Source organism: Alkalimonas collagenimarina (assembly GCF_030717845.1).
Taxonomy (GTDB): domain Bacteria; phylum Pseudomonadota; class Gammaproteobacteria; order Enterobacterales; family Alteromonadaceae; genus Alkalimonas; species Alkalimonas collagenimarina.
In genome coordinates, this window is the sequence record NZ_JAUZVZ010000008.1 from 1 (window position 1) to 19,625 (window position 19,625).

Below are 19,625 nucleotides of genomic sequence, written 5' to 3' on the forward strand. Positions count from 1 at the left end.
TGATGGCTGCCCCCTGCCATGGCAAAAATCTCAGGGGTAATGCGTTCAACTTCAGCAATAAAACGAGCCTCTGGATTGCTGCGGGGGTTGGCGCTGAACAGGCCATCAATGTCCGAGCAGATGATCAACACATCGGCATCGACGGCTGTAGCGACCAGTGCCGCTAAGTTGTCGTTATCACCCAGCTTGAGTTCAGCCGTTGCCACCGAGTCATTTTCATTGACGATCGGCAGCACCTGATGGCTCAGCAAGGTACGCAGAGTATTTTCAATATTCAGATATCGGCGGCGGTTGTGAAAATCATCGTGGGTCAGCAGCAGCTGGCCACAGTGGCAATCGAGCAAGCTCTGCCAGTGCTGCATCATTTGATACTGGCCAACAGAGGCCATCGCCTGCTTAATATGCACCGGCAATGGTTGATGCGAAAAGGCAATAGCGCTGCGCCCTGCTGCGACACTGCCGGAGGACACCAAGATAACCTCGATACCACGCTGGCGGCACTCGCTGATAAAGTGAGCAATGATCAGTAAATAGCGGGTTGAGCAGCCTTTGTGATCCGGGGCAATCAGAGCGCTGCCTACTTTAACCACGATACGCCGCCAGTGTTGACCTAACATACTTGTTTGCTCAGAAACGGTTTACTGAGCTGATTATAATTTTAGATGGCCATATGTCTATCTATTTATTTATCCTTAGCAGGAAAAAATAGTTCAGCCATGATTCAGCTTGTGGGACTATGCTGTACAAATAAAGTAGTCAGGAGTGTTTCAGATGCAAAAAAAATTGATGATCGTTGGTGTCTTGGCAAGTAGCATGACGTTGGGTGGTGTAGTCGGTTGTGCCAGCACCGATAATCAGAATACTGCCCGTGGTGCCGCCATTGGTGCTGTGGCAGGGGCTATTGCTGGTAAAGCAACCGGCAATCATAAAAACAAGCGCATGGTGATTGGTGCTGCTGTTGGTGCTTTGGCTGGTGCAGCGGTTGGCAGCTACATGGACAATCAGGAAAAAGCCCTGCGGGAAGAGTTGAGTGGTACCGGGGTGAAAGTGCATCGCGAAGGCGATAATTTGCGCTTGGAAATCCCATCGCAGCTGACGTTTGAAATTAACCGTGCCGATATCCGGGCTAACCTGTACCCGGTATTGAATGATATTGCCCGGGTGCTAGGCGATTACGATAAAACCTTGCTGGTGATCTCTGGCCATACCGATGATACCGGCCCTTACGATTACAACATGCGGTTGTCAGTGCAGCGGGCTGATAGTGTGAGTAATTATCTGGCGGCTCAGGGCGTTTTACCGGTGCGGCTGGAAACCCAGGGCTTTGGTCCTACCTATCCAATGGTACCCAATACCTCTGAAGCCAACCGGGCGCAGAATCGCCGGGTGGAAATTCATATCGAACCGATCACGGAAAGCTGATCGATTCGAAACAATAAAAAAACCTGCTGCGGCAGGTTTTTTATTGATTGCTACTGGATGGAAGAATAACTTCAAGTTGATGTGAGCCAGACTTAAACTCAGTAAAGTTTTGTTGAAGTTGCTTCAGTACCGACTGGTGCTTATCTATTACTGTGACATCCACGCAGTTTGTTAAAAATAAAGACGCCTCTTTGTCGGTTAAACCGATCAGGGAGGTGTATTGATCACCAGATCTAATGGTGATGATATCGCTAATTAACTCATTTGTTGATAAATGCCGGGAGCGGGTAAACACCGAAGTAATATCAAAACCCGGGTTGCTTTGATGTCTAAATGCAAAAATATTGGCACCATAAATCTGTGATAACACTTCGAAGTGATTGGGGTTAAAGGAGTCACCAAAGAGAATGCTCGAAAGCTCTCTGTGCTGGTTTGCTTTTGAGTTATCAAAACGAAATTCTCTATCTGAGATTTGTGTAAACTGAGCAGGGATTTGCCAGTCGCATCCCATAAAGTGATAATTAGTGGCAACAGCATTAGTACAACTAACACACAAAAAAGCGGTTAAAAAGAGTCTGAGGAGGTTCATGGTCTGAAGTGTATCTGTTGATTTACGTCATAAAAGTGAATCGAGTCGATCTTGCAACCGATCTGACAATTCCACCAGACACTTATACCTAATGGGCTCCAGCTCGCTACAGTGGTTGGGCCTAGTATTTTAGTTGCTATGCCCAAAGCTCCTTTAGTTGTACCTGCTATGATGATAGGCGTGTTAGCGCCAATGATATCCTGCTGTAAAAGTTTAACAGTAAGCGCTCTCAGATGATGTATTTCTTCACGTAACAAAAGAGTCAGTGTTATATCATCTAAATGATTGGTTTCTTGCCCTTGAAACTCAAGTAACTGACGAAAATCCTGCACGGATGTGCTCTCGAGTCTTATGACCTCTTTGTTTAATGCGTTACGCATTCTTGCAGCGGTTAGCCGGTTAATGTTGGTAACATTATCGCCACGTGAGCTTTTTGCAATCTCGGCTTTTTTCCTATCTTTGCGAGTAACTTGGGAAGCAGCCCCCCCGAGCAAGAGTGTGACAACACGCATTAGGATTCCTAGGGTTTGGAACTTAATGAAGATTAACTATTGGGGGTTTTTTTGTCAAGTTTTTGATATTTTTTTGTTCGATTGTTGGCTTTTATAGGTAGACAATTTACGGGAAGGTTTTATAACAGATAAAAAAGAGGCGGGTTATTCCCCCGCCCTTAGCTGATTTGGCGCAGGTTTTACTTCTGCCCTGCAAAGGCTTTTTGCACGAAGTTCGGCAGTGCCATGGCTGCTTTGTGAATATCGACATTGTAGTAATCGGCATCCAATTGTGCACTGGCCGCATCCGCTTCACGGAAGCCGTTAAAGCCTTCCTCTTTGCGTGCCAGCGTACAGGTCCACCAGCCAGACGGGTAAATCATTTGCGGGAAATTCAGCGTTTGCAGTGCAGCAAAGCCTGCATCCAGCATGGCTTGACGCATATCGGTCAGTAGCTGCAAATGGATCAGCGGCGACTCACTTTGTTGTACCAAAATACCGCCCGGGCGCAGTGCTTTCAGGCAGCTTTGGTAAAAAGCACGATTAAATAAACCTTCGCCCGGGCCAACCGGATCGGTGGAGTCGACAATGACCACATCGATGGAGGCTGGCGCAGCTTCTTGCATAAACTTGATGCCATCATCAAACCGAATGGTAGCGCGCGGATCGTTGTTGGAAGCGCACAGCTCTGGGAAGTACTTTTCAGCCATGCGGGTGACCTGCTCGTCGATATCGATCTGATGCACACTTTCCACGCCCGGGTGTTTCAGCACTTCACGCAAAGTACCGCAATCACCACCACCGATGATCACCACATTTTTCGGGTTGGGGTGGGTAAATAACGCTGGATGGCTCATCATCTCGTGGTAAAGAAAGTTTTCCCGCGTGCTGACCATGGTGCAGCCGTCAATGACCATCAACTTGCCAAAGTGAGTAGTATCAAAGATTTCAATGTGCTGGAACGGCGATTGCACTTCATCCAGTTTTTCGGTAATGGCGAGGCCAAATACACTGCCACTTGCCTCAAAGATTTCGGTAAACCATTTTTTTTCATCCAGACCAGACATCGTCGCCCCCTTATTTCAGTTCAGGCGCTATTTTGCCTGCTTCAGACAACACAAACAAATATTTGATCGCAATTTGCTGCAACTGAGTGAGATCCGTCTTAAAATAGAGTCATTCACGCGAATTCTGTTGCCTGCCACAGCATTCGCTTTATTTTTTGCGATTGATTAAGGATCCACCATGATTGATTGGGGTATCGAAAAAGCACGTTCTATTTACAATGTCGCCGTCTGGAGTGAAGGCTATTTTGACGTCAATCATAAAGGCGAGCTGGTGGCGTATCCGGATCAGGACCACAGCAAAGATGGGGTGCACTTTCCTGAGCTGGTGCAACGGTTTAAAGAGGATGGGCTCACTCTGCCTGTTCTGGTTCGCTTTACTGATATTTTGCAGCATCGTATCGATAGCCTGATCAAATCGTTTCAACAGGCGAAAGCTGAAAAAGAGTATCAAGGCAATTACACCGCGGTGTATCCGATTAAAGTGAATCAGCAATACTCGGTGGTGACCAAGTTACTCAGTCATGACAGTGGTACTGTCGGATTAGAAGCTGGAAGTAAACCGGAGTTGATGGCCATTTTAGGGGTTTCTGATAAGCCTCTAAGCATTGTGTGTAACGGTTATAAAGACAGCGAGTTTTTGCGGTTGGCAACGATAGGGCAGATGATGGGCCATAAAGTCTACATCGTGGTCGAAAAGCTGTCCGAGCTGAAAACCTTGCTGCGCGAAATTGATCAACTGGGCGCTGCACCACTGATTGGTATTCGTATCAAACTGAACTCGGTCGGTAAAGGCAAATGGCAAAACACCGGCGGCGAAAAAGGCAAGTTTGGTTTAACGGCTACTCAGGTGTTGCAAGCCATCGAGGTGCTTAAAGAAGCAGGCAAGCTGGATTTGCTGCAGTTGGTGCATTTCCACATTGGCTCGCAAATTGCCAATATTCGCGATATCCACAACGCCATTCGCGAGTGTGCCCGCCACTATGCCGAGCTACGCATTTTAGGGGTGCCTATTGACACCGTGGATGTTGGCGGCGGCTTAGGAGTCGATTACGAAGGCTCGCGTTCGCGTTCGACCTGCTCGATGAACTACACCATGAATGAGTATGCCCGTAATGTGGTCAATGGTTTAAAAGAAGTCTGTGACGAATACGATTTGCCGCATCCAAATATTATTTCCGAATCGGGCCGTGCTATGACAGCACACCACGCGGTACTGGTAACCGATGCCATTGATATTGAGCGGGCGCCGGGTCTGAAATACCTGCCGGAGCCTGGTGATGATGCACCTTCAGTGGTACTGGGGTTATGGGATGCCTACAAAAACGTAACGCCACGCACCGCGGTCGAGGCTTACCATGATGCCGTGCATTACTTTAGTGATGCGCATACCCAGTATGTGCATGGTTTGCTGAATTTGCAGGATTGGTCGTTGCTGGAGCAAATTTACTTCGCCACCATTAACCGGGTGCGTGACAACCTCGATTTAAGCTCGCGCTCACACCGTGCGATTCATGACGAGCTGAATGAAAAGCTGGCTGATAAGTTGTTCGTCAACTTCTCACTATTCCAGTCGATGCCGGATGCCTGGGGGATCGATCAGCTGTTCCCGGTGATGCCGCTGGAGCGGATGCACGAGCCGTTGGATCATCGCTGCATCATTCAGGACATTACCTGCGATTCTGATGGCATGCTAAAAAGCTATGCCGATGGCAACGGCATTGAGACCAGCTTGCCGATGCCAGTGTACAAAGAAGATGAACAGTATCTGCTGGGCATGTTTATGGTGGGCGCGTATCAGGAAATTCTTGGCGACTTGCACAATCTGTTTGGTGATACCGATTCGGTGCATGTCGAACTCACCGAAGATGGCGGTTATCAGCTGACCAATGCCATTAAAGGTGATACCGTAGCCGATGTACTTCGTTATGTGCACTTTGACGCAGCGAAACTGATCCAGTCCTACACCACGCAGTTGGAACGTTTGGACATGACCGCTGAACGTCGTGATGAACTATTGGAAGAGCTGAAAGCCGGTGTTAATGGATACACCTATTTTGAAGATTAAGGTACACTCATACTGATCTGTTCCGGTCGTCGCGATATAGCTTATGGCGGCGATCGGTCATTATGCAAGGTGAATTCATGCTGTATTTTTTGCCCAAGCCAGTCCGAGGTGTACTGGCTTTACTATTTTATACCGTTAATACGCTATTCTGGTTTGTACCGGTCATGATGCTGGCTGTGCTGAAGTTACCCCCGGTTAAACCGTGGCAAGGCTTTATCAATCGTTTGCTGGATGGTTGTGCTGTGGCCTGGATCAGCATCAATAACTTTACTACCTGGTTATTCACCCGCATTCAGTGGCAGGTCAGTGGTGTTGAACGACTCACTCGAAAAGAGTGGTATTTGTTGCTGGCCAATCATCAATCCTGGGCCGATATACTGGTGCTGCAAAACCTGTTTAATCGCCGCATTCCCTTTATCAAGTTTTTCCTGAAAAAAGAGCTGCTGTATGTGCCCTTTTTGGGCTTGGCGTGGTGGGCGCTGGATTTTCCTTTTATGAAACGCTATAGCAAAGCTATCTTGCAAAAAAAACCGCATTTACAAGGCAAGGATATTGAGACCACACGCAAAGCTTGTGCAAAATTCCGTTTTAAGCCGGTGACGGTGATGAACTTTGTCGAAGGTACCCGCCTGACACCAGAGAAGCATCAACAACAAGCGTCGCCCTACCAGCATCTGTTAATGCCCAAAGCTGGCGGCGTGGCTTTTGTGTTGGGGGCGATGGGCCAGCAATTGCAGCATATTCTCGATGTCACCATTCATTATCCAGAGCGGATCCCCAGTTTTTGGGATTACATTTCCGGTGGGGTGCACGCCATTCAAGTTCGGGTACGGGTGTTGCCAATCACCCAAGAGCTATTGGGTGATTATCAAGACCCCGCGTTTCGAGCATCTTTTCAGCAGTGGGTGAATGCACTTTGGCAGCATAAAGATCAGCAACTGGCAGAGATGAAGTCGCGGGCGGAGCGCGCTTGATGGCTACTCTGCCTGCTTGGGTGTTGGTACCTGTCAGCTTTTGTTTGTTTGCACTGAACCTGGCATTTTGGGGGGTGCTGGTCACCTTGCTGAGCCTACTGCGTTTGTTGCCTTTTGGTGTAACCCGCCGGGTTTGTCACCATGCGCTGCATGGCTGCTATACCGGCTGGATTGCAGTGAATGCTTTTATTATCCGCTCGGTCAATAATCTGGAGTGGCAAGAACAGCTGCCGGCTGATGGTTTGAGCAAACAGCAATGGTATTTACTGATTGCCAACCATCAAAGCTGGCTTGATGTGGTGTTGTTGGCACAATTTACTTATGGCCGGATGCCATTGCCAAAGTTTTTTCTTAAGCAAGAGCTGAAGTGGGTCCCCTTTGTAGGTTTAGGCGCTTGGGCATTGGGTATGCCCTTTATGCGCCGGTATAGCAAAGCTCAGCAGGCAGCTAACCCGGATTTAAAAGGCCATGATATCGACAGCACCCGTCGCAGTTGTGAAGCATTTCGTCACCAGCCCACGACGATAATCAATTTTGTCGAAGGCACCCGCTTTAGCCAGAAAAAGCGCCAGTTAAAGCAAAGCTCGTTTCAGTATCTATTACCCCCCAAGGCCGGTGGTATTGCCTTTACCCTGGCCAGTATGGGCGAGCAGTTTGATGCCATTTTGGATGTCACTATTATTTATCCGGATAACCCCAAACACATCGTGCTGGCCATGCTGGCTGGTAAGTTAAAGCGGGTGGTGTTTCAGGTAGAGCGACTGCCAGTAACGAAGCAGTTGATCGGGGATTACTTTCACGATGATGCCTATCGACAGCAGTTTCAATACTGGTTGAATCAGCGCTGGCAACATAAAGATGCTCAACTTTCAGCTTTTTATCAGGCTGAACAGCAAGCAGCTGATACGAATAGCAGCAACAAAGTGAACCCCACCCCTTAATCAAAAACTGCTGCTTTAAGGTTACAAGCTCGTACGTTGCTATTCTTTACTCGCGCGGATCATCAAGTTACGCGGTGTCAAAGCCGCAGGGCAAAAAGTCCCCAACTCCACCTGATATCCTTGCTGTTGTAAAAACAGTGCCCGGTCGTGCAGTAACCACAGCTCCAGCGGGCGCTGAAACAGATGTCGCACCAACTCAATGCGCCGCACCAGTTGCGCATGCTGCCTGCCTTGCTCGAGGTAATATTCACTATCCAGTGCCTCTGGCAGCGTCAGTTGATGTTGCTCTGCTGCCCAGCGGGCAAAGTCAATAAAATCACCACTGAAAATATGTTTGGCCACGGAGTTAAGTGGTTGATAATGCGGCTGGCCGGTGATGTTTGCTCGCAATGCTTGAAAAGCCAAGCGCCACTCCACCTCTTGGTGCCGCAGCCGGGCAATACGAGCTCCGGCGGTCACCTGCCCTTGCACGGCCAGCTTTAAATCATGCTGCGACAGCACTAAATCCCTCTGCTGGCCTTGTTGGCTGATGGGTTGGTAGAAGGGTTGTGGGATCAAATGATAACAACAAGGCACCAGTTGCACGTGCTGACAATCGTGTTCTGTTGCCGCTCGAAGCAGCTGCAGGTGCAGCTCGCCACAAGCATGCAAAGCCAGCACCTGCTGGGCTGGCTTTAGCGCAGCAGAACCTTGTGCGGATAAAGCATCGGCATGAATAAACTGTTGTGATAACTGATATTTCTCTGCCAGTTGCTGGCCTTGCTGACACAGTGGGAGCTGCCACTCTAAACTCTGCACCTGACGTTGTTGGCTGTACGCCAGCATCCGACCCAGATGCCCTTTACCAGCACACCACTCCAGTACAGGGAGCGAGCTATCAGTGACTCGTTGGCAAAACTGACTGATCTGGCCCACTTTACGGCCGGGGATGCCGTTACTGAGCCAAAATGGCAGCTCCGGGCTTGGTTGCGCAACGGGCAGCCGTTTTATTTCAGGCAAACTAGCCAGCTCAGGAAACAGATCGATCAAGTAGGCCTGACGGTTGGCTGGGTCACGATCCAGTTCTGCCACCTGCTGATCAGTCAGGCTCGCCAATTGCTGCTGCAACTGAGGGTGGCTCCAAGGCCAGCTCTTTTGAGCAAAAGGCATCAGCTGCCAATAGTCTTGATAGCGTCGCAACAGCTGGTGCAACTGCTGAAAATCAGACTGCAGGGACATGTGTACTTGAACTCCGGGGCAACAAAGAGAACTTTGCTTGCGTGTAAAAACTGCATTATAGTGGTTTTGTCTGTTGGCCGACAGTCCGCAGCGATCGTATACCTATCTGTTTGGCACTTGCTGAGTGATCTATAGCTTGTACGGATTGGTATTCGCCTCAGCATAAACAGATAATGGATACGTAATGGCGACACTACAACGAATTATGCATGTGGAAGATGATCCGTCCATTCAGCAAGTCACCAAGATTGCTTTAGAGGCGGTGGGTGGTTTTCAGGTGCTGACCTGCCCGACAGGGCCTGATGCACTGGTACAATTTAGTAAGTTTGAGCCGCAGTTGTTACTGATGGATGTGATGATGCCAGAGATGGACGGCCCGGAAACCTTGCGGCAACTGCAACAGCGTTATGACTTAAGTCAGGTACCCGTGATCTTTATGACGGCCAAAGTGCAAAGCAATGAAGTGCAGTCGTACAAAGATCTGGGGGCGGTTGATGTGGTGGTGAAGCCGTTTGATCCCATGACCTTATCTCAGCAAATTGAGGCTATTTGGCAGCGGACCATTGCTGTTGAATAAGCCCGCTCAATCCGACTCTATTTCCTGACTAATACAACAAACTATACAGCTTACGTCGATAGCTGCTGGCGGTGGCATCGCCCTGCGGCATGGCTGCCAGAATATCCAGATACAACTTACGGCTTTCTGAAAACGCCAAGTCTTTCTGCAAGATACTGAACAGCAATTCCAGCGCCTCAGCCGATCGTTTCACTTGCTGATATTGCACGGCCAGCTGTTCTTTCAGGTTCATGTTATCTGGTTCCGCCGCCAATGCGGTTTCAAGTGCTTGAATTTCTGGTGTATCAGCAGCTTCTTTCGCCAGTGCAAGTTTGGATTGCACGGCTTTAAAGTCAGCATTTTGATCTTCCAACAATACCGTAGCCAACAATTCGCCCGCTTGCTCCAGCTGACCTAACTCGACTGCACAATCCGCCAATGAGAGCTTGATGTCCGGCCGTTTTGGTGCCAGTTGCAAGGCCTGGCTAAGTAGCGGAAAGGCATCACTGAAATTTTGTTCAGCGAGCAGCGCCTGTGCTTGCTGCACTAATTCATCTTCAGGCTTTGGCAAAAAAGCCGCTAACTTCTCATCCAGCCCTGCTGCATCCATTGGCCCGGCAAATCCATCCACCGGTTGGCCATCTTTGATAATTAATACCGTGGGCAGTGCCTGAATACCAAATTGCATCGCTAAATCTTGCTGCTGATCGCAATCGACCTTGGCTAACAGCAAATGACCGGCTGCCTGCTGTACTTTGCTGCTAAGCAGTTGATCCAGTTGCAACGATTCTTGGCTGCGAGCGGACCAGAAAAAAAACAATACCGGTCGCTGCTGCGAGGCCGCTAATAATTCACGAACGTTATCGATAGTGACATCAAAAATTTGAGCTTCGGACACAACATTACCCTGGTTAACCGTATTAATGATTACTATGAGGTCGATGGATCCGTTTTACAAGGCGAAAGCCGGTCAGCGGGCTGGCAAAAGTTGGCGAAAAGCATCGACATTGCGGGTAGGATCTCGTAAAGTTAGAGCCATACAGACGGCTTTAATATAAAAACACAATCAGGCCGCAGGCAGGTCAACGACCGCCACCCTCAACCAACCACGTTCGATAACAGGTTTGCCTTGGTGCAAACCCTGATCTCATCGCCTGCATTATGCAGGATATGATGCTTTGCTGTAGCTAAAAAAGAGAATTGAACAATGACAAGCCAGAATACCAAAACTGAGATGCTGTCTGGCGCCGCCATGGTGATCCGGGCCTTGGCTGATGAGGGCGTAGAGTATCTCTACGGCTACCCGGGCGGAGCAGTACTGCACATTTATGATGCCCTGTTTCAACAAAGTAAAGTGAAGCATGTGCTGGTGCGCCACGAACAAGCGGCGACCCATATGGCCGATGCCTACGCTCGTGCCAGTGGTAAAGCTGGTGTGGTATTGGTGACTTCTGGCCCTGGTGCCACCAATGCAGTCACCGGTATCGCCACCGCCTATATGGATTCTATTCCAATGGTGGTCTTGACCGGTCAGGTGATGAGCCATCTGATTGGTGGTGATGCCTTTCAGGAAACCGATATGCTGGGTATTTCCCGCCCGATTGTAAAACACAATATGTCGGTGCGGCGGCCGGAAGATATCCCTTATCTGATCAAAAAAGCCTTCTATATTGCGCAAAGTGGCCGGCCTGGCCCAGTGGTGCTGGATATTCCGAAAGACATGACCATGCCGAACGAGAGGTACCCGTATCAGTACCCGGAAACGCTGAAGCTGCGTTCGTACAACCCCACAGCTGCCGGTCACCCGGGCCAAATTAAAAAGGCGGTTACTGCCTTGCTGCAGGCCAAGCGGCCCATCATCTATAGTGGTGGTGGTGTCATTATGGGGCAAGCATCCGAAGAGCTGACTGCACTGGCCCGGAAATTGAATTATCCGGTCACCAATACGTTGATGGGGTTAGGAGCTTATCCGGCCGATGATTCACAATTTATTGGCATGCTGGGCATGCATGGTAGCTACGAGGCCAATATGACCATGCATCATGCTGACGTCATTCTGGCGGTGGGAGCGCGTTTTGATGATCGGGTCACCAACAACACCAAAAAGTTTTGCCCGCATGCCACCATCATTCATATTGATATCGATCCGGCTAGTATTTCAAAAACCATCAATGCCCATATTCCAATTGTCGGCTTGGTGAAACCGGTGTTGGCAGCCATGGTCGCGCAGTTGGAGCAGAAGAAAACCAAGCCAGATAGCAAAGCACTGGAGAGCTGGTGGCAGCAAATTGAAGCATGGCGCTCGGTACACGGCGGCGAGTACCAGCAAGATACGCCAGTATTGAAGCCACAGGCGGTGATTGAGGCGGTGAGTCGTATTACCAAAGGCGAAGCCTATGTCACCAGTGATGTCGGTCAGCACCAGATGTTTGCTGCCCAGTATTACAAGTTCAATAAACCGAACCGATGGATCAACTCAGGTGGTCTTGGCACCATGGGCTTTGGTTTACCCGCCGCTATGGGAGTCAAACTAAATTACCCGGATGCCGATGTGGTCTGTGTCACTGGTGAGGGTTCTATTCAGATGAATATTCAGGAGCTGTCGACCTGCAAGCAGTATGGTTTGGCAGTGAAAATTATCAATCTGAACAATGGCTATCTGGGCATGGTGAAGCAGTGGCAGGATATGAACTACGAGTCACGTTATGCCAGTTCGTACATGGATTCGCTACCGGATTTTGTCAAACTGGCCGAGGCCTATGGCCATGTTGGCATTCGGGTGACCAAACCTGAAGAGCTGGAGCCAGCGCTGGAGCGAGCTTTTGCTCTGAAAGACCAATTGGTCTTTCTGGATATTCACGTCGATCCGAAAGAGCACGTTTATCCGATGCATGTGCCTGGTGGCGCCATGCATGAGATGTTCTTAAGCAAAACTAAGAGGACCTGAGCATGCGTCATATTATTTCTGTTTTGCTGGAAAACGAATCGGGTTCCCTGGCGCGTGTAGTCGGGCTCTTTGCGCAGCGCGGCTACAACATTGACTCACTGACGGTGGCACCAACTGAGGATGCAACTATGTCGCGGCTGACTCTGGTGACGCATGGCAATGATCAGGTGATAGAGCAAATCACCAAACACTTGCATAAGCTGATCGAAGTGGTCAAATTGCAGGACTTAAGCGAAAGCGCGCATGTTGAGCGCGAGTTGATGCTGATCAAGGTCAAGGCGACCAGCAACGAGCAGCGCGATGAAGTGAAACGCTGCGCCGATATTTTTCGCGGTCAAATCATTGATGTCACGGCCAAAACCTTTACCATTCAGGTGGTGGGCACCTCGGATAAGCTGGATGCCTTTATCGAAGCGCTTAAAGGCTCCGTCATCATGGAAGTGGCCCGCTCAGGGGTATCGGGTATTTCCCGTGGTGAGAAAACGCTGACACTCTAACAGCAGCCTTTCTGCACCAGCTGCTGCATCCAGGCAATAAACACCCGGACTCTGCGTGATACATAGCGCCGGTCCGGGTACACTGCCGCAATAGGCATCGACTCAGGTGCCAGCTCTGGTAGTACTTCAGTGAGTTGACCTTGCCTGACCAACTCTGCCGCATCGAACCTGGGGATTTGGATCAGGCCCAAACCCGCGCAACAGCAAGCAATGTAGCTTTCTACTGAATTGACGGCCAGTCGGCCCGACATTTTTACCCGGACCAACTCCCCATCCACCACAAAATCAAGCTCCAGCAACCGGCCACTGGCCGGAGACAGGTAATGGATTGACTGATGGGCCTCCAGCGCATCTATGCTGGTCGGCAGCCCGAACTGCTCAATATAAGCCGGGCTGGCATAGGTTCCTTGCGGCAAGACACCAAGGTGGCGGACTACCAGGTTCTCATCATGCAGATTGCCGACCCGAATGGCGCAATCAATGCCTTCCGGGATTAAATCCACAGGTCTGTCTGTGCTGCTGACTTCCAGCTCCAGATCCGGATACAGCTGCAAGAAGTGATGCACTTGCGGAGCAATCAGATGGCTAGCCAGTCGTGAAGGCACGCTGACACGCAAGCGGCCTCTGGGTGATGAACTGCCAACCCGCAGGCGTTGCTCGGTATCTTCGATATCGGCCAGCAACCGCCGACACCAGTCGTAATACATTTCACCATCGGCTGTCAGCTGGATTTTTCGGGTGGTGCGGTGCAGCAACCTGGTTTGCAGATGGGCTTCCAGCGACTGAATAGCGTTGGACACGCTGGAACGAGGCAGTTGCAGCACCTCTGCCGCCCGGCTGAAGCTAAGCATTTGCGCAACCTGAATAAATATTTCCATGGTTTTAAGTCGATCCATAGTACACCTGATTGTTCGTAAATCATGAACAGTGTAGCCGTAAATTGGTCATTTATCATTCTAATTGAATAAACCATAGTGAACAGGCTTGCTGCAACCGAGATGGCAGGCACTAACTTCACATCAGAGGAACACGTTATGAGCGCAAATCACAGTTTAAATGAAAAAGTAATTCTTATTGCTGGCGGGGCGAAAAATCTGGGCGGTTTAATCGCCCGGGATTTTGCATCGCATGGTGCAGGTGCAATTGCAGTCCACTACCATAGTGCCGCGACAGAGGCCGAGGCGACCGAGACGGTCAATGCGGTAAAAGCACTTGGGGCAAAGGCTGTCGCCATTCAGGCAGATATGACCAGCGCTGCCGGTGTACAGTCATTGTTTGAGCATGCACTGACGCACTTTGGTCGTATAGATATCGCGGTGAATACCGTTGGTAAGGTACTGAAAAAGCCGATTTCGGACGTCACTGAGGCCGAGTACGACACCATGTTTGCCGTGAACAGTAAATCCGCTTTCTTCTTTTTGCAAGAAGCAGGCAAGCATCTGACCGACAACGGTAAAATTTGCACCCTGGCCACCTCCTTATTAGGTGCTTATACACCTTTTTACTCGACCTATGCCGGCGCCAAAGCCGCGGTGGAACACTTTACCCGGGCTGCATCCAAAGAGTTAGGCGCGCGTGGTATTTCCGTGACGGCTGTCGCCCCTGGCCCGATGGATACCCCCTTCTTTTATGGTCAGGAAAGTGCTGAAGCGGTGGCTTACTACAAAACAGCAGCCGCTTTATCGCCATTTAGCAAAACCGGCTTAACAGAAATTGAAGACATTGTCCCCATGATCCGCTTTTTGGTGACAGAGGGGTGGTGGATCACCGGACAGACTATACTGGCAAATGGTGGCTATACCACCAAGTAAGTTGGTGAGAGCAAACGGATTAGGGCCGCCTGTTGGCGGCCTGATTAAGGAGCATGTTATGCATACGATCATGGTATTGGCCGGTGGCTTGTTGCTGCTGGCTGCATGTCTACTACTTGGCTACTGGCGTCAAGCTATCGGCCTGGCAGCACTGTGCTTTATTCCAATCTGGTTTATGGTCGCCGCGGTCAATATGTGGGTAGGGGTGACAAAGGCAGGCTACACCTTTATGCAAGAAGTGCCGTTCTTTTTGCTGGTATTTTTACCACTCGCAGCGGCTGCCTTGCTGATTTGGCGCTATGCTAAATAATAGGCTGCCCATCAGCGCGGTAGCGGTAGATGATTCCATAGTAGAAGTTCGCTTGATTTACTGCAACAACTTGCTGTACCACAGCAAAAACAGCACGGCAAAACCGACCAAATAGGCCAGCCCCAGCCAGCTCCACCAGACCAACAACGGTTTGAGTGGCCGTGTCGGGTTATTGCGCATCAAACTGAAATTCAGCCAGGCAAACACCGGCGTGGTTAAAAAGGCCAGTGTCATGGCGAAAGTTAGCATAGGACCAAGCGCTGAACGGAAGAACAAGATCACGGCCATACCACACAGAGCCTGAGCCACTAGCCAGCACGGCTGGCTGATGCGGTTGTTTGAGGACTGCCATCCCAGCAAGCGGAAGGATTCATTCAGAGAACGGGCATAGCCATCCAGCACGGTCAGGGTGGTGCCAAACATACACAAAAAAGCGATCAAGGCGACCAGTGGTCGGGTCCAGTCACCAATGGTGGCGCTGTACATACCAATCAACTGCTGGGCAAAGGCCGCACCGGCCAGAGCAATGGGTTGATCACTGCCATATTGCACCAGGGCTCCAAGCGAGACAAACACCAGCGCCAGACTGACGGTGACCCAGTAGCCCAGGTTAAAATCGAATAACCCTTGTTGCCGTGAAATGGGTTGTTGCCGCAGCTTTGCTTTTAACCACAACGAGCTGATGGCTGAAATTTCAATTGGCGCGGGCATCCAGCCCATCAACGCCACTAAGAAACCCAGCATCGCCAGTTGCCAGGGGGAAGGACCGGCATAATCTACTGGTGCAGTGGCACCATTGCTGGCGGCAATAATGACGGCGAAAACGGTGGTGATCGTCAGCAGCAGCATGATGATTTTTGCAGCGGCATCCAAAGCCTTGTAGTGGCCCAGCAGCAAAATCATCAGACAGACAGCTAAAATCAGCCAGCACAATAAGGTCACTGAAACCTGCCATGGCAGCGCATAGTGCAGTAAGCTGGCGGTCAGTAGTAAGACGCCTGCTGTATTCACCACCGCAGCAATCAGGTTCAATACAATAAAGCTGTAGAAGTAACCCCGGCCTTTTTGCTGATAACCCTGCAGCAGACTTTGTTGATTATCCAGGGTGTACTGCACGCCAAAACGGAAGAACGGGTATTTTAGTATATTGACCAGCAAAATCAGCCAAATGAGCTGCCAGCCAAATAAAGCACCAGCCTGAGTGGAAGCCACCAGATGTGAGCCGCCAATGGCGGCGGTCGCCATCAACAGACCAGGGCCCAGGGTAGCTAGCTTGCTTTTGAGTGTGGACAACATAGTGCGGCATTCAGTTGATTTTCAAAGAAATCATCTTAGCAGCAAACAATGGATACCGTCAGCGACAATTACTACTCAATGGTAGAAATAATCACTTCCACCCGACGATTTTGCTGACGACCCTGCGCCGAATCATTACTGGCGAGTGGCGTCCCTAAGCCTTTGCCAGAGGTTTTAAGCCGGCTACCAGCGATGCCTTGTGCCACCAGAAAATCATTGACGGCATCCGCACGACGTTGTGATAACAATGTATTGTACTCAGCGGAGCCGACATTATCGGTATGCCCCTCAATCAGTGCAGTACGTTCCGGATGGTCATTTAAAAACCGGGCGAGCTTTTCCAGATGGTTGCTGCTGGCGTCTTTCAGGCTAGCCTGATCGGTATCAAACAACACATCGCCCAGGGTCACGACCAAACCACGATCGGTCGGTCTTGCATTCAGTTCGGCGATTTGTGCTCGCAATTCAGTCGCGGCTGCAGCTGACTGATCGGCTTGCTGGCGGGCAGAGCGGGCATCATCCCGGGCGCTTTCCGCTTCGGACCGTGCCATATCTTCCCGGTGTGCTGCCTGTTTCGCCTGTTGTCTGGCCTGCTCCGCCTCACTGCGTGCACCACTGGCATCGGCTCTGGCGCTGGCAGCCTCACGGCTTCGTGCAGCTAATCGTACTTCATCGCGCTGTTGGCTTAAATCCGAGCGTTGTTGTTCTAACTGACGGGTTTGCGCCTGAGTATGCGCCAGTTCTACTTTTCGCTCTGCCAACAATACCCTGTGCTCAGCCAGCGCACGATCTCTCTCTGGCTGCTCAGCGATTACCACCGCCTGCTCCGCTTCTTTTATAGCCAGTGGAGCCAGCACTGCCAGAGTTGGATCCGCTTGTAATTGTGTTAGTTGCTGACGCACATTGGCTGCGCCATCCGGGCTTTGTGGGGAGCTGGCACAGCCGGCTAAAAACACTGCTGTCAGGCTCAGGCTGAGCAGGGTTTTGCGAAAACGAAGTGAAGGTTTCATAGCTTGGCTCCTGATTGATTCCGCTGTGCTTCCTGCTTGACCGCTTCAATGCTTTGCTGCATGTCTTTATTGATCTCCTGAGCTTTCAGTAGCTCAGCCCGAGCCATTGCCAGCTCGGCACTTAGCTGTGCTTACACGGCCAGACGCTCAGCTTGCGGCATATTCTCTGCGGTTAACGCCGCACGAGCCGCTATCAATTCCTGACGTGCTGTATCCAATTCGATACTGGTATAGCGGGTGACCTGTGCTCGTTCGGCAGTACCAATAGCACGCTCTGCGGCAGCCAGTTCAGCACTGGGAGCTTGAGCCGGAGATGTGCAGGCAATCAGAATAAGCAGAGTACCGCCAACCAACAGCCAGCGCTGAACAGGACGCACGACCGATAACGCCTTGGTTGCTTGTTGTAGTGGGTTGTTGCAAAGGGATTTCATTGATAACTCCTGCTATACCTGGGCTGGTGCAAAAGTGCGCCGAGCTCTCTATGTCTAAATAAAACAACATGTCTAAATAAAAAGTATGCCGGAGTAACGTAGCTCTATCTGTGCGCTGGCGCGCATAATGCTGTTTAATGTCAAGCCGATGTGGGTAGGAAGGTAGGACGTCAGCGACACTTTTCCACGCCTCTGGCCTGACAAGGGCTGATGGATCCGCCATAATAAAAGCCTCTATCCTTAGCAGAGGAACTCACATGGACGATGCGCAGCTGGATCAAGCCTTATTATTTGAAGTGATTGAAAATCAATTGGCCGACCGCTACCCGAAAGAAACCACTGAAACGCTGATGCGCTTGCAGCTGACAGGTCATAGCCGGGAAGATGCCATTGAGTTGATGGCTTGCGCACTGGCGCCAGAAATGGAAGCGGTGATTGAGCATAAAGAAAGCTTTAATATGCCCCGCTATTGTCAGCATCTGGCTTTACTGCCAGACACCCCCTGGCTGAGTTAGAAACCTAATTTGTTTTAAGATCGCCCCCTTCATTTAAGCCTAATATACTTGGGTATGTGGTTTTAATTTTTCTACCAAAGGTTCATTCGTAATCATGCCGGAGCCAGCTGTTATTGCAGGTTTTGCTAAAAAGATTTCTTTGCATTAAGCTACTCAATAAATTTATTTGAATTGTAATATTCATCCATTTATTGAGTGGTTTATGGACTTATTTCGACGATTTCAGATTAAAACATTGGTGTTGGTTAATGCGCTCATGGGGCAACTAGCCGCAGTTTTATATTTGCTCGCAGAACTTCATGTTTTTCAACTCGGCAAGTGGGCAATCCCAGTTGCATTTTTCCTGGTTGCTGGTTTGATTGCTATGTTTTTTTTAAGCAGGGCGAGTATTTTAGCAGGGTTAAAAGAGTTAAGTTTAATCGCCAAAGCTGTTGCTGATGGAGATCTTGATATAAAAAATCGAATTAACAGCCAAGATGAATTCGCTGAGATTGGTAAAAACTTCAATACTGCTATTGCGAGATTGAACAGAGTGGTTGCCCAAGTAACAAGTAGTGGTGATGGTTTAGTTAAAATTAGTTCGGATGTAGAATCATTGTCAGCAAGTGTCAGGCGCTTATCTGATAACTTGGATGAGAGATCCAACCAAGTGGCGAGCACCTCAGAAGAGCTAACTGGAACCATGGGTGAATTAAACGCGACTATTGAGAAGCTTACCGAAAACGCAGGGCAAGCTAGTGACAACTCAGACCGTGCGGAGAGTCTGGTCGAGGATTTGACTTTAAAACTTCATCAGGTTAAAGAAGCTGTAAGCTTGTTTGATAAGAACTTTGAAAGTGTTGAGGTTGGCGCAAAGAACATAGATGGCTTTGCCAAAATAATTGACGATATTGCTGATCAGACGAACTTGCTTGCCTTAAATGCTGCTATTGAAGCTGCGCGTGCTGGTGAGCAAGGGAGAGGGTTTGCTGTTGTCGCTGATGAGGTCCGTTCGCTGGCACAAAAAACCAGAGAGTCTACAACTGAAATCACCGAAATGACATCAAGCCTTCGTGCCTTGATTAAAACTGCGGGACAGGATGGTGAGCATGCATTAGAGTTAACTGATGAAGCAGTGGTTTTATCAAATGATTCATCACAATCAGTGCAAAAGGTTTTAAGCTCAGTGCACAGCATTTCTGATGAGTTAGACATGGTAAAAATTAGTCTGCAGCAGCAGCTGGATGCAGTTGCAGACCTGTCAAAAGGCTCTGAGACTTTAAGCTTAGAATGCTCAAAGTCTTCAGAAACAGCTGATTCATTGTTCGCTAAGTCCAGGGAGCTTAAAGACCTTTCTGACACTCTTGATGCTGCTTTAAGTAAGTTATAAAAGCCAAACAAGGTTATCGGCTTTGAAATCCGCCAATAAATGGCGGATTTGCTGATCTCAGGAGGTGTACAACAAATGGGCTCTGGGGTAAGTGTCTGATAAATAATGCTATTGTT

Annotated in this window: 21 protein-coding genes; 11 read left to right on the forward strand and 10 right to left on the reverse strand. The window is 49.6% G+C overall.

Going from position 1 to position 19,625, the window contains the following annotated elements; genetic code table 11:
- Positions 1–617, reverse strand: a 617-nt coding sequence (proB, locus tag Q3O60_RS06925; protein WP_305893181.1) for a glutamate 5-kinase, incomplete at its 3' end; no start/stop codon positions are given.
- 154 nt (positions 618–771) lie between these two features.
- Between proB and Q3O60_RS06930 the strand changes: the two genes are divergently transcribed.
- On the forward strand, positions 772–1,422 hold the full coding sequence (locus Q3O60_RS06930; protein ID WP_305893182.1) for a YiaD family glycine zipper/OmpA-like lipoprotein: 651 nt from the start codon (positions 772–774) through the stop codon (positions 1,420–1,422).
- Positions 1,423–1,462: 40 nt separating this feature from the next.
- Here the strand turns inward: Q3O60_RS06930 and Q3O60_RS06935 are convergent, their stop codons facing one another.
- The 3 genes from Q3O60_RS06935 to speE all read right to left on the reverse strand — a co-directional run bounded on the left by Q3O60_RS06935 (position 1,463) and on the right by speE (position 3,569).
- Complete coding sequence (locus Q3O60_RS06935) at positions 1,463–1,933, reverse strand: hypothetical protein (protein WP_305893183.1); 471 nt, start codon at positions 1,931–1,933, stop codon at positions 1,463–1,465.
- 74 nt (positions 1,934–2,007) lie between these two features.
- A complete protein-coding gene (locus tag Q3O60_RS06940) occupies positions 2,008–2,523 on the reverse strand; it encodes a hypothetical protein (RefSeq protein WP_305893184.1) in 516 nt (171 codons plus the stop codon).
- Positions 2,524–2,702: 179 nt separating this feature from the next.
- Positions 2,703–3,569, reverse strand: a complete 867-nt coding sequence (gene speE, locus Q3O60_RS06945; protein ID WP_305893185.1) for a polyamine aminopropyltransferase — start codon at positions 3,567–3,569, stop codon at positions 2,703–2,705.
- Between the two features lie 178 nt (positions 3,570–3,747).
- Here speE and speA point away from each other — a divergent pair, with 178 nt between their 5' ends.
- The 3 genes from speA (at position 3,748) to yihG (Q3O60_RS06960) (ending at position 7,549) form a co-directional block, all read left to right on the forward strand.
- On the forward strand, positions 3,748–5,634 hold the full coding sequence (gene speA, locus Q3O60_RS06950; RefSeq protein ID WP_305893186.1) for a biosynthetic arginine decarboxylase: 1,887 nt from the start codon (positions 3,748–3,750) through the stop codon (positions 5,632–5,634).
- Positions 5,635–5,711: 77 nt separating this feature from the next.
- Positions 5,712–6,608: a 1-acylglycerol-3-phosphate O-acyltransferase, YihG family gene (gene yihG / locus Q3O60_RS06955; protein WP_305893187.1), complete on the forward strand. Its 897-nt coding sequence runs from the start codon at positions 5,712–5,714 to the stop codon at positions 6,606–6,608.
- A complete protein-coding gene (gene yihG / locus Q3O60_RS06960; protein ID WP_369812645.1) occupies positions 6,608–7,549 on the forward strand; it encodes a 1-acylglycerol-3-phosphate O-acyltransferase, YihG family in 942 nt (313 codons plus the stop codon). The genes yihG (Q3O60_RS06955) and yihG (Q3O60_RS06960) overlap by 1 nt, the downstream gene beginning before the upstream one ends.
- Positions 7,550–7,588: 39 nt before the next feature.
- On the opposite strand, the gene Q3O60_RS06965 is transcribed toward yihG (Q3O60_RS06960), so the two are convergent.
- On the reverse strand, positions 7,589–8,767 hold the full coding sequence (locus tag Q3O60_RS06965; protein WP_305893189.1) for a methyltransferase: 1,179 nt from the start codon (positions 8,765–8,767) through the stop codon (positions 7,589–7,591).
- 184 nt (positions 8,768–8,951) lie between these two features.
- Between Q3O60_RS06965 and Q3O60_RS06970 the strand changes: the two genes are divergently transcribed.
- Entirely contained in the window at positions 8,952–9,344 is a 393-nt protein-coding gene (locus Q3O60_RS06970; protein ID WP_305893190.1) for a response regulator, read from the forward strand.
- Between the two features lie 28 nt (positions 9,345–9,372).
- On the opposite strand, the gene Q3O60_RS06975 is transcribed toward Q3O60_RS06970, so the two are convergent.
- A complete protein-coding gene (locus tag Q3O60_RS06975; RefSeq protein WP_305893191.1) occupies positions 9,373–10,221 on the reverse strand; it encodes a tetratricopeptide repeat protein in 849 nt (282 codons plus the stop codon).
- A 309-nt stretch (positions 10,222–10,530) separates the two neighbouring features.
- On the opposite strand from Q3O60_RS06975, the gene Q3O60_RS06980 reads away from it, so the two are divergent.
- Together Q3O60_RS06980 and ilvN are read left to right on the forward strand one after the other, a co-directional pair.
- On the forward strand, positions 10,531–12,270 hold the full coding sequence (locus Q3O60_RS06980) for an acetolactate synthase 3 large subunit (protein WP_305893192.1): 1,740 nt from the start codon (positions 10,531–10,533) through the stop codon (positions 12,268–12,270).
- A 2-nt stretch (positions 12,271–12,272) separates the two neighbouring features.
- Positions 12,273–12,767 (forward strand): acetolactate synthase small subunit, encoded by a 495-nt coding sequence (ilvN, locus tag Q3O60_RS06985; protein WP_305893193.1) that lies wholly within the window; start codon positions 12,273–12,275, stop codon positions 12,765–12,767.
- Here ilvN and Q3O60_RS06990 read toward each other — a convergent pair.
- Entirely contained in the window at positions 12,764–13,663 is a 900-nt protein-coding gene (locus Q3O60_RS06990; protein WP_305893194.1) for a LysR family transcriptional regulator, read from the reverse strand. The two genes, ilvN and Q3O60_RS06990, sit on opposite strands and share 4 nt — an antisense overlap.
- Positions 13,664–13,801: 138 nt before the next feature.
- Here Q3O60_RS06990 and Q3O60_RS06995 point away from each other — a divergent pair, with 138 nt between their 5' ends.
- Entirely contained in the window at positions 13,802–14,578 is a 777-nt protein-coding gene (locus Q3O60_RS06995; protein WP_305893195.1) for an SDR family oxidoreductase, read from the forward strand.
- Between the two features lie 58 nt (positions 14,579–14,636).
- Positions 14,637–14,888 carry a hypothetical protein gene (locus Q3O60_RS07000; RefSeq protein WP_305893196.1) on the forward strand — a complete coding sequence of 84 codons (252 nt, stop codon included), beginning with the start codon at positions 14,637–14,639 and terminating at the stop codon, positions 14,886–14,888.
- Positions 14,889–14,945: 57 nt separating this feature from the next.
- Here the strand turns inward: Q3O60_RS07000 and Q3O60_RS07005 are convergent, their stop codons facing one another.
- The 3 genes from Q3O60_RS07005 to Q3O60_RS07015 all read right to left on the reverse strand — a co-directional run bounded on the left by Q3O60_RS07005 (position 14,946) and on the right by Q3O60_RS07015 (position 17,625).
- A complete protein-coding gene (locus Q3O60_RS07005; RefSeq protein ID WP_305893197.1) occupies positions 14,946–16,184 on the reverse strand; it encodes an NRAMP family divalent metal transporter in 1,239 nt (412 codons plus the stop codon).
- A 71-nt stretch (positions 16,185–16,255) separates the two neighbouring features.
- Positions 16,256–17,194: an OmpA family protein gene (locus Q3O60_RS07010; protein ID WP_305893198.1), complete on the reverse strand. Its 939-nt coding sequence runs from the start codon at positions 17,192–17,194 to the stop codon at positions 16,256–16,258.
- A 131-nt stretch (positions 17,195–17,325) separates the two neighbouring features.
- Entirely contained in the window at positions 17,326–17,625 is a 300-nt protein-coding gene (locus Q3O60_RS07015) for a DUF4398 domain-containing protein (protein WP_305893199.1), read from the reverse strand.
- A gap of 257 nt (positions 17,626–17,882) precedes the next feature.
- Here Q3O60_RS07015 and Q3O60_RS07020 point away from each other — a divergent pair, with 257 nt between their 5' ends.
- Together Q3O60_RS07020 and Q3O60_RS07025 are read left to right on the forward strand one after the other, a co-directional pair.
- A complete protein-coding gene (locus Q3O60_RS07020) occupies positions 17,883–18,140 on the forward strand; it encodes a hypothetical protein (RefSeq protein ID WP_305893200.1) in 258 nt (85 codons plus the stop codon).
- A 202-nt stretch (positions 18,141–18,342) separates the two neighbouring features.
- The gene (locus Q3O60_RS07025) at positions 18,343–19,509 is read left to right on the forward strand and encodes a methyl-accepting chemotaxis protein (protein ID WP_305893201.1); all 1,167 of its coding nucleotides are present in this window, start codon (positions 18,343–18,345) and stop codon (positions 19,507–19,509) included.
- Positions 19,510–19,625 lie beyond the last annotated feature (116 nt).

Coding starts and splice junctions, on each gene's coding strand:
- speA (WP_305893186.1), top strand. CDS start 3,748: ATGATTGATTGGGGTATCGAAAAAGCACGTTCTATTTACAATGTCGCC.
- Q3O60_RS07000 (WP_305893196.1), top strand. CDS start 14,637: ATGCATACGATCATGGTATTGGCCGGTGGCTTGTTGCTGCTGGCTGCA.
- yihG (WP_369812645.1), top strand. CDS start 6,608: ATGGCTACTCTGCCTGCTTGGGTGTTGGTACCTGTCAGCTTTTGTTTG.
- yihG (WP_305893187.1), top strand. CDS start 5,712: ATGCTGTATTTTTTGCCCAAGCCAGTCCGAGGTGTACTGGCTTTACTA.
- Q3O60_RS06930 (WP_305893182.1), top strand. CDS start 772: ATGCAAAAAAAATTGATGATCGTTGGTGTCTTGGCAAGTAGCATGACG.
- speE (WP_305893185.1), bottom strand. CDS start 3,569: ATGTCTGGTCTGGATGAAAAAAAATGGTTTACCGAAATCTTTGAGGCA.
- Q3O60_RS07025 (WP_305893201.1), top strand. CDS start 18,343: ATGGACTTATTTCGACGATTTCAGATTAAAACATTGGTGTTGGTTAAT.
- Q3O60_RS06980 (WP_305893192.1), top strand. CDS start 10,531: ATGACAAGCCAGAATACCAAAACTGAGATGCTGTCTGGCGCCGCCATG.
- Q3O60_RS07015 (WP_305893199.1), bottom strand. CDS start 17,625: ATGAAATCCCTTTGCAACAACCCACTACAACAAGCAACCAAGGCGTTA.
- Q3O60_RS07020 (WP_305893200.1), top strand. CDS start 17,883: ATGGACGATGCGCAGCTGGATCAAGCCTTATTATTTGAAGTGATTGAA.
- Q3O60_RS07010 (WP_305893198.1), bottom strand. CDS start 17,194: ATGAAACCTTCACTTCGTTTTCGCAAAACCCTGCTCAGCCTGAGCCTG.
- Q3O60_RS06965 (WP_305893189.1), bottom strand. CDS start 8,767: ATGTCCCTGCAGTCTGATTTTCAGCAGTTGCACCAGCTGTTGCGACGC.
- Q3O60_RS06995 (WP_305893195.1), top strand. CDS start 13,802: ATGAGCGCAAATCACAGTTTAAATGAAAAAGTAATTCTTATTGCTGGC.
- ilvN (WP_305893193.1), top strand. CDS start 12,273: ATGCGTCATATTATTTCTGTTTTGCTGGAAAACGAATCGGGTTCCCTG.
- Q3O60_RS07005 (WP_305893197.1), bottom strand. CDS start 16,184: ATGTTGTCCACACTCAAAAGCAAGCTAGCTACCCTGGGCCCTGGTCTG.
- Q3O60_RS06940 (WP_305893184.1), bottom strand. CDS start 2,523: ATGCGTGTTGTCACACTCTTGCTCGGGGGGGCTGCTTCCCAAGTTACT.
- Q3O60_RS06990 (WP_305893194.1), bottom strand. CDS start 13,663: ATGGATCGACTTAAAACCATGGAAATATTTATTCAGGTTGCGCAAATG.
- Q3O60_RS06970 (WP_305893190.1), top strand. CDS start 8,952: ATGGCGACACTACAACGAATTATGCATGTGGAAGATGATCCGTCCATT.
- Q3O60_RS06935 (WP_305893183.1), bottom strand. CDS start 1,933: ATGGGATGCGACTGGCAAATCCCTGCTCAGTTTACACAAATCTCAGAT.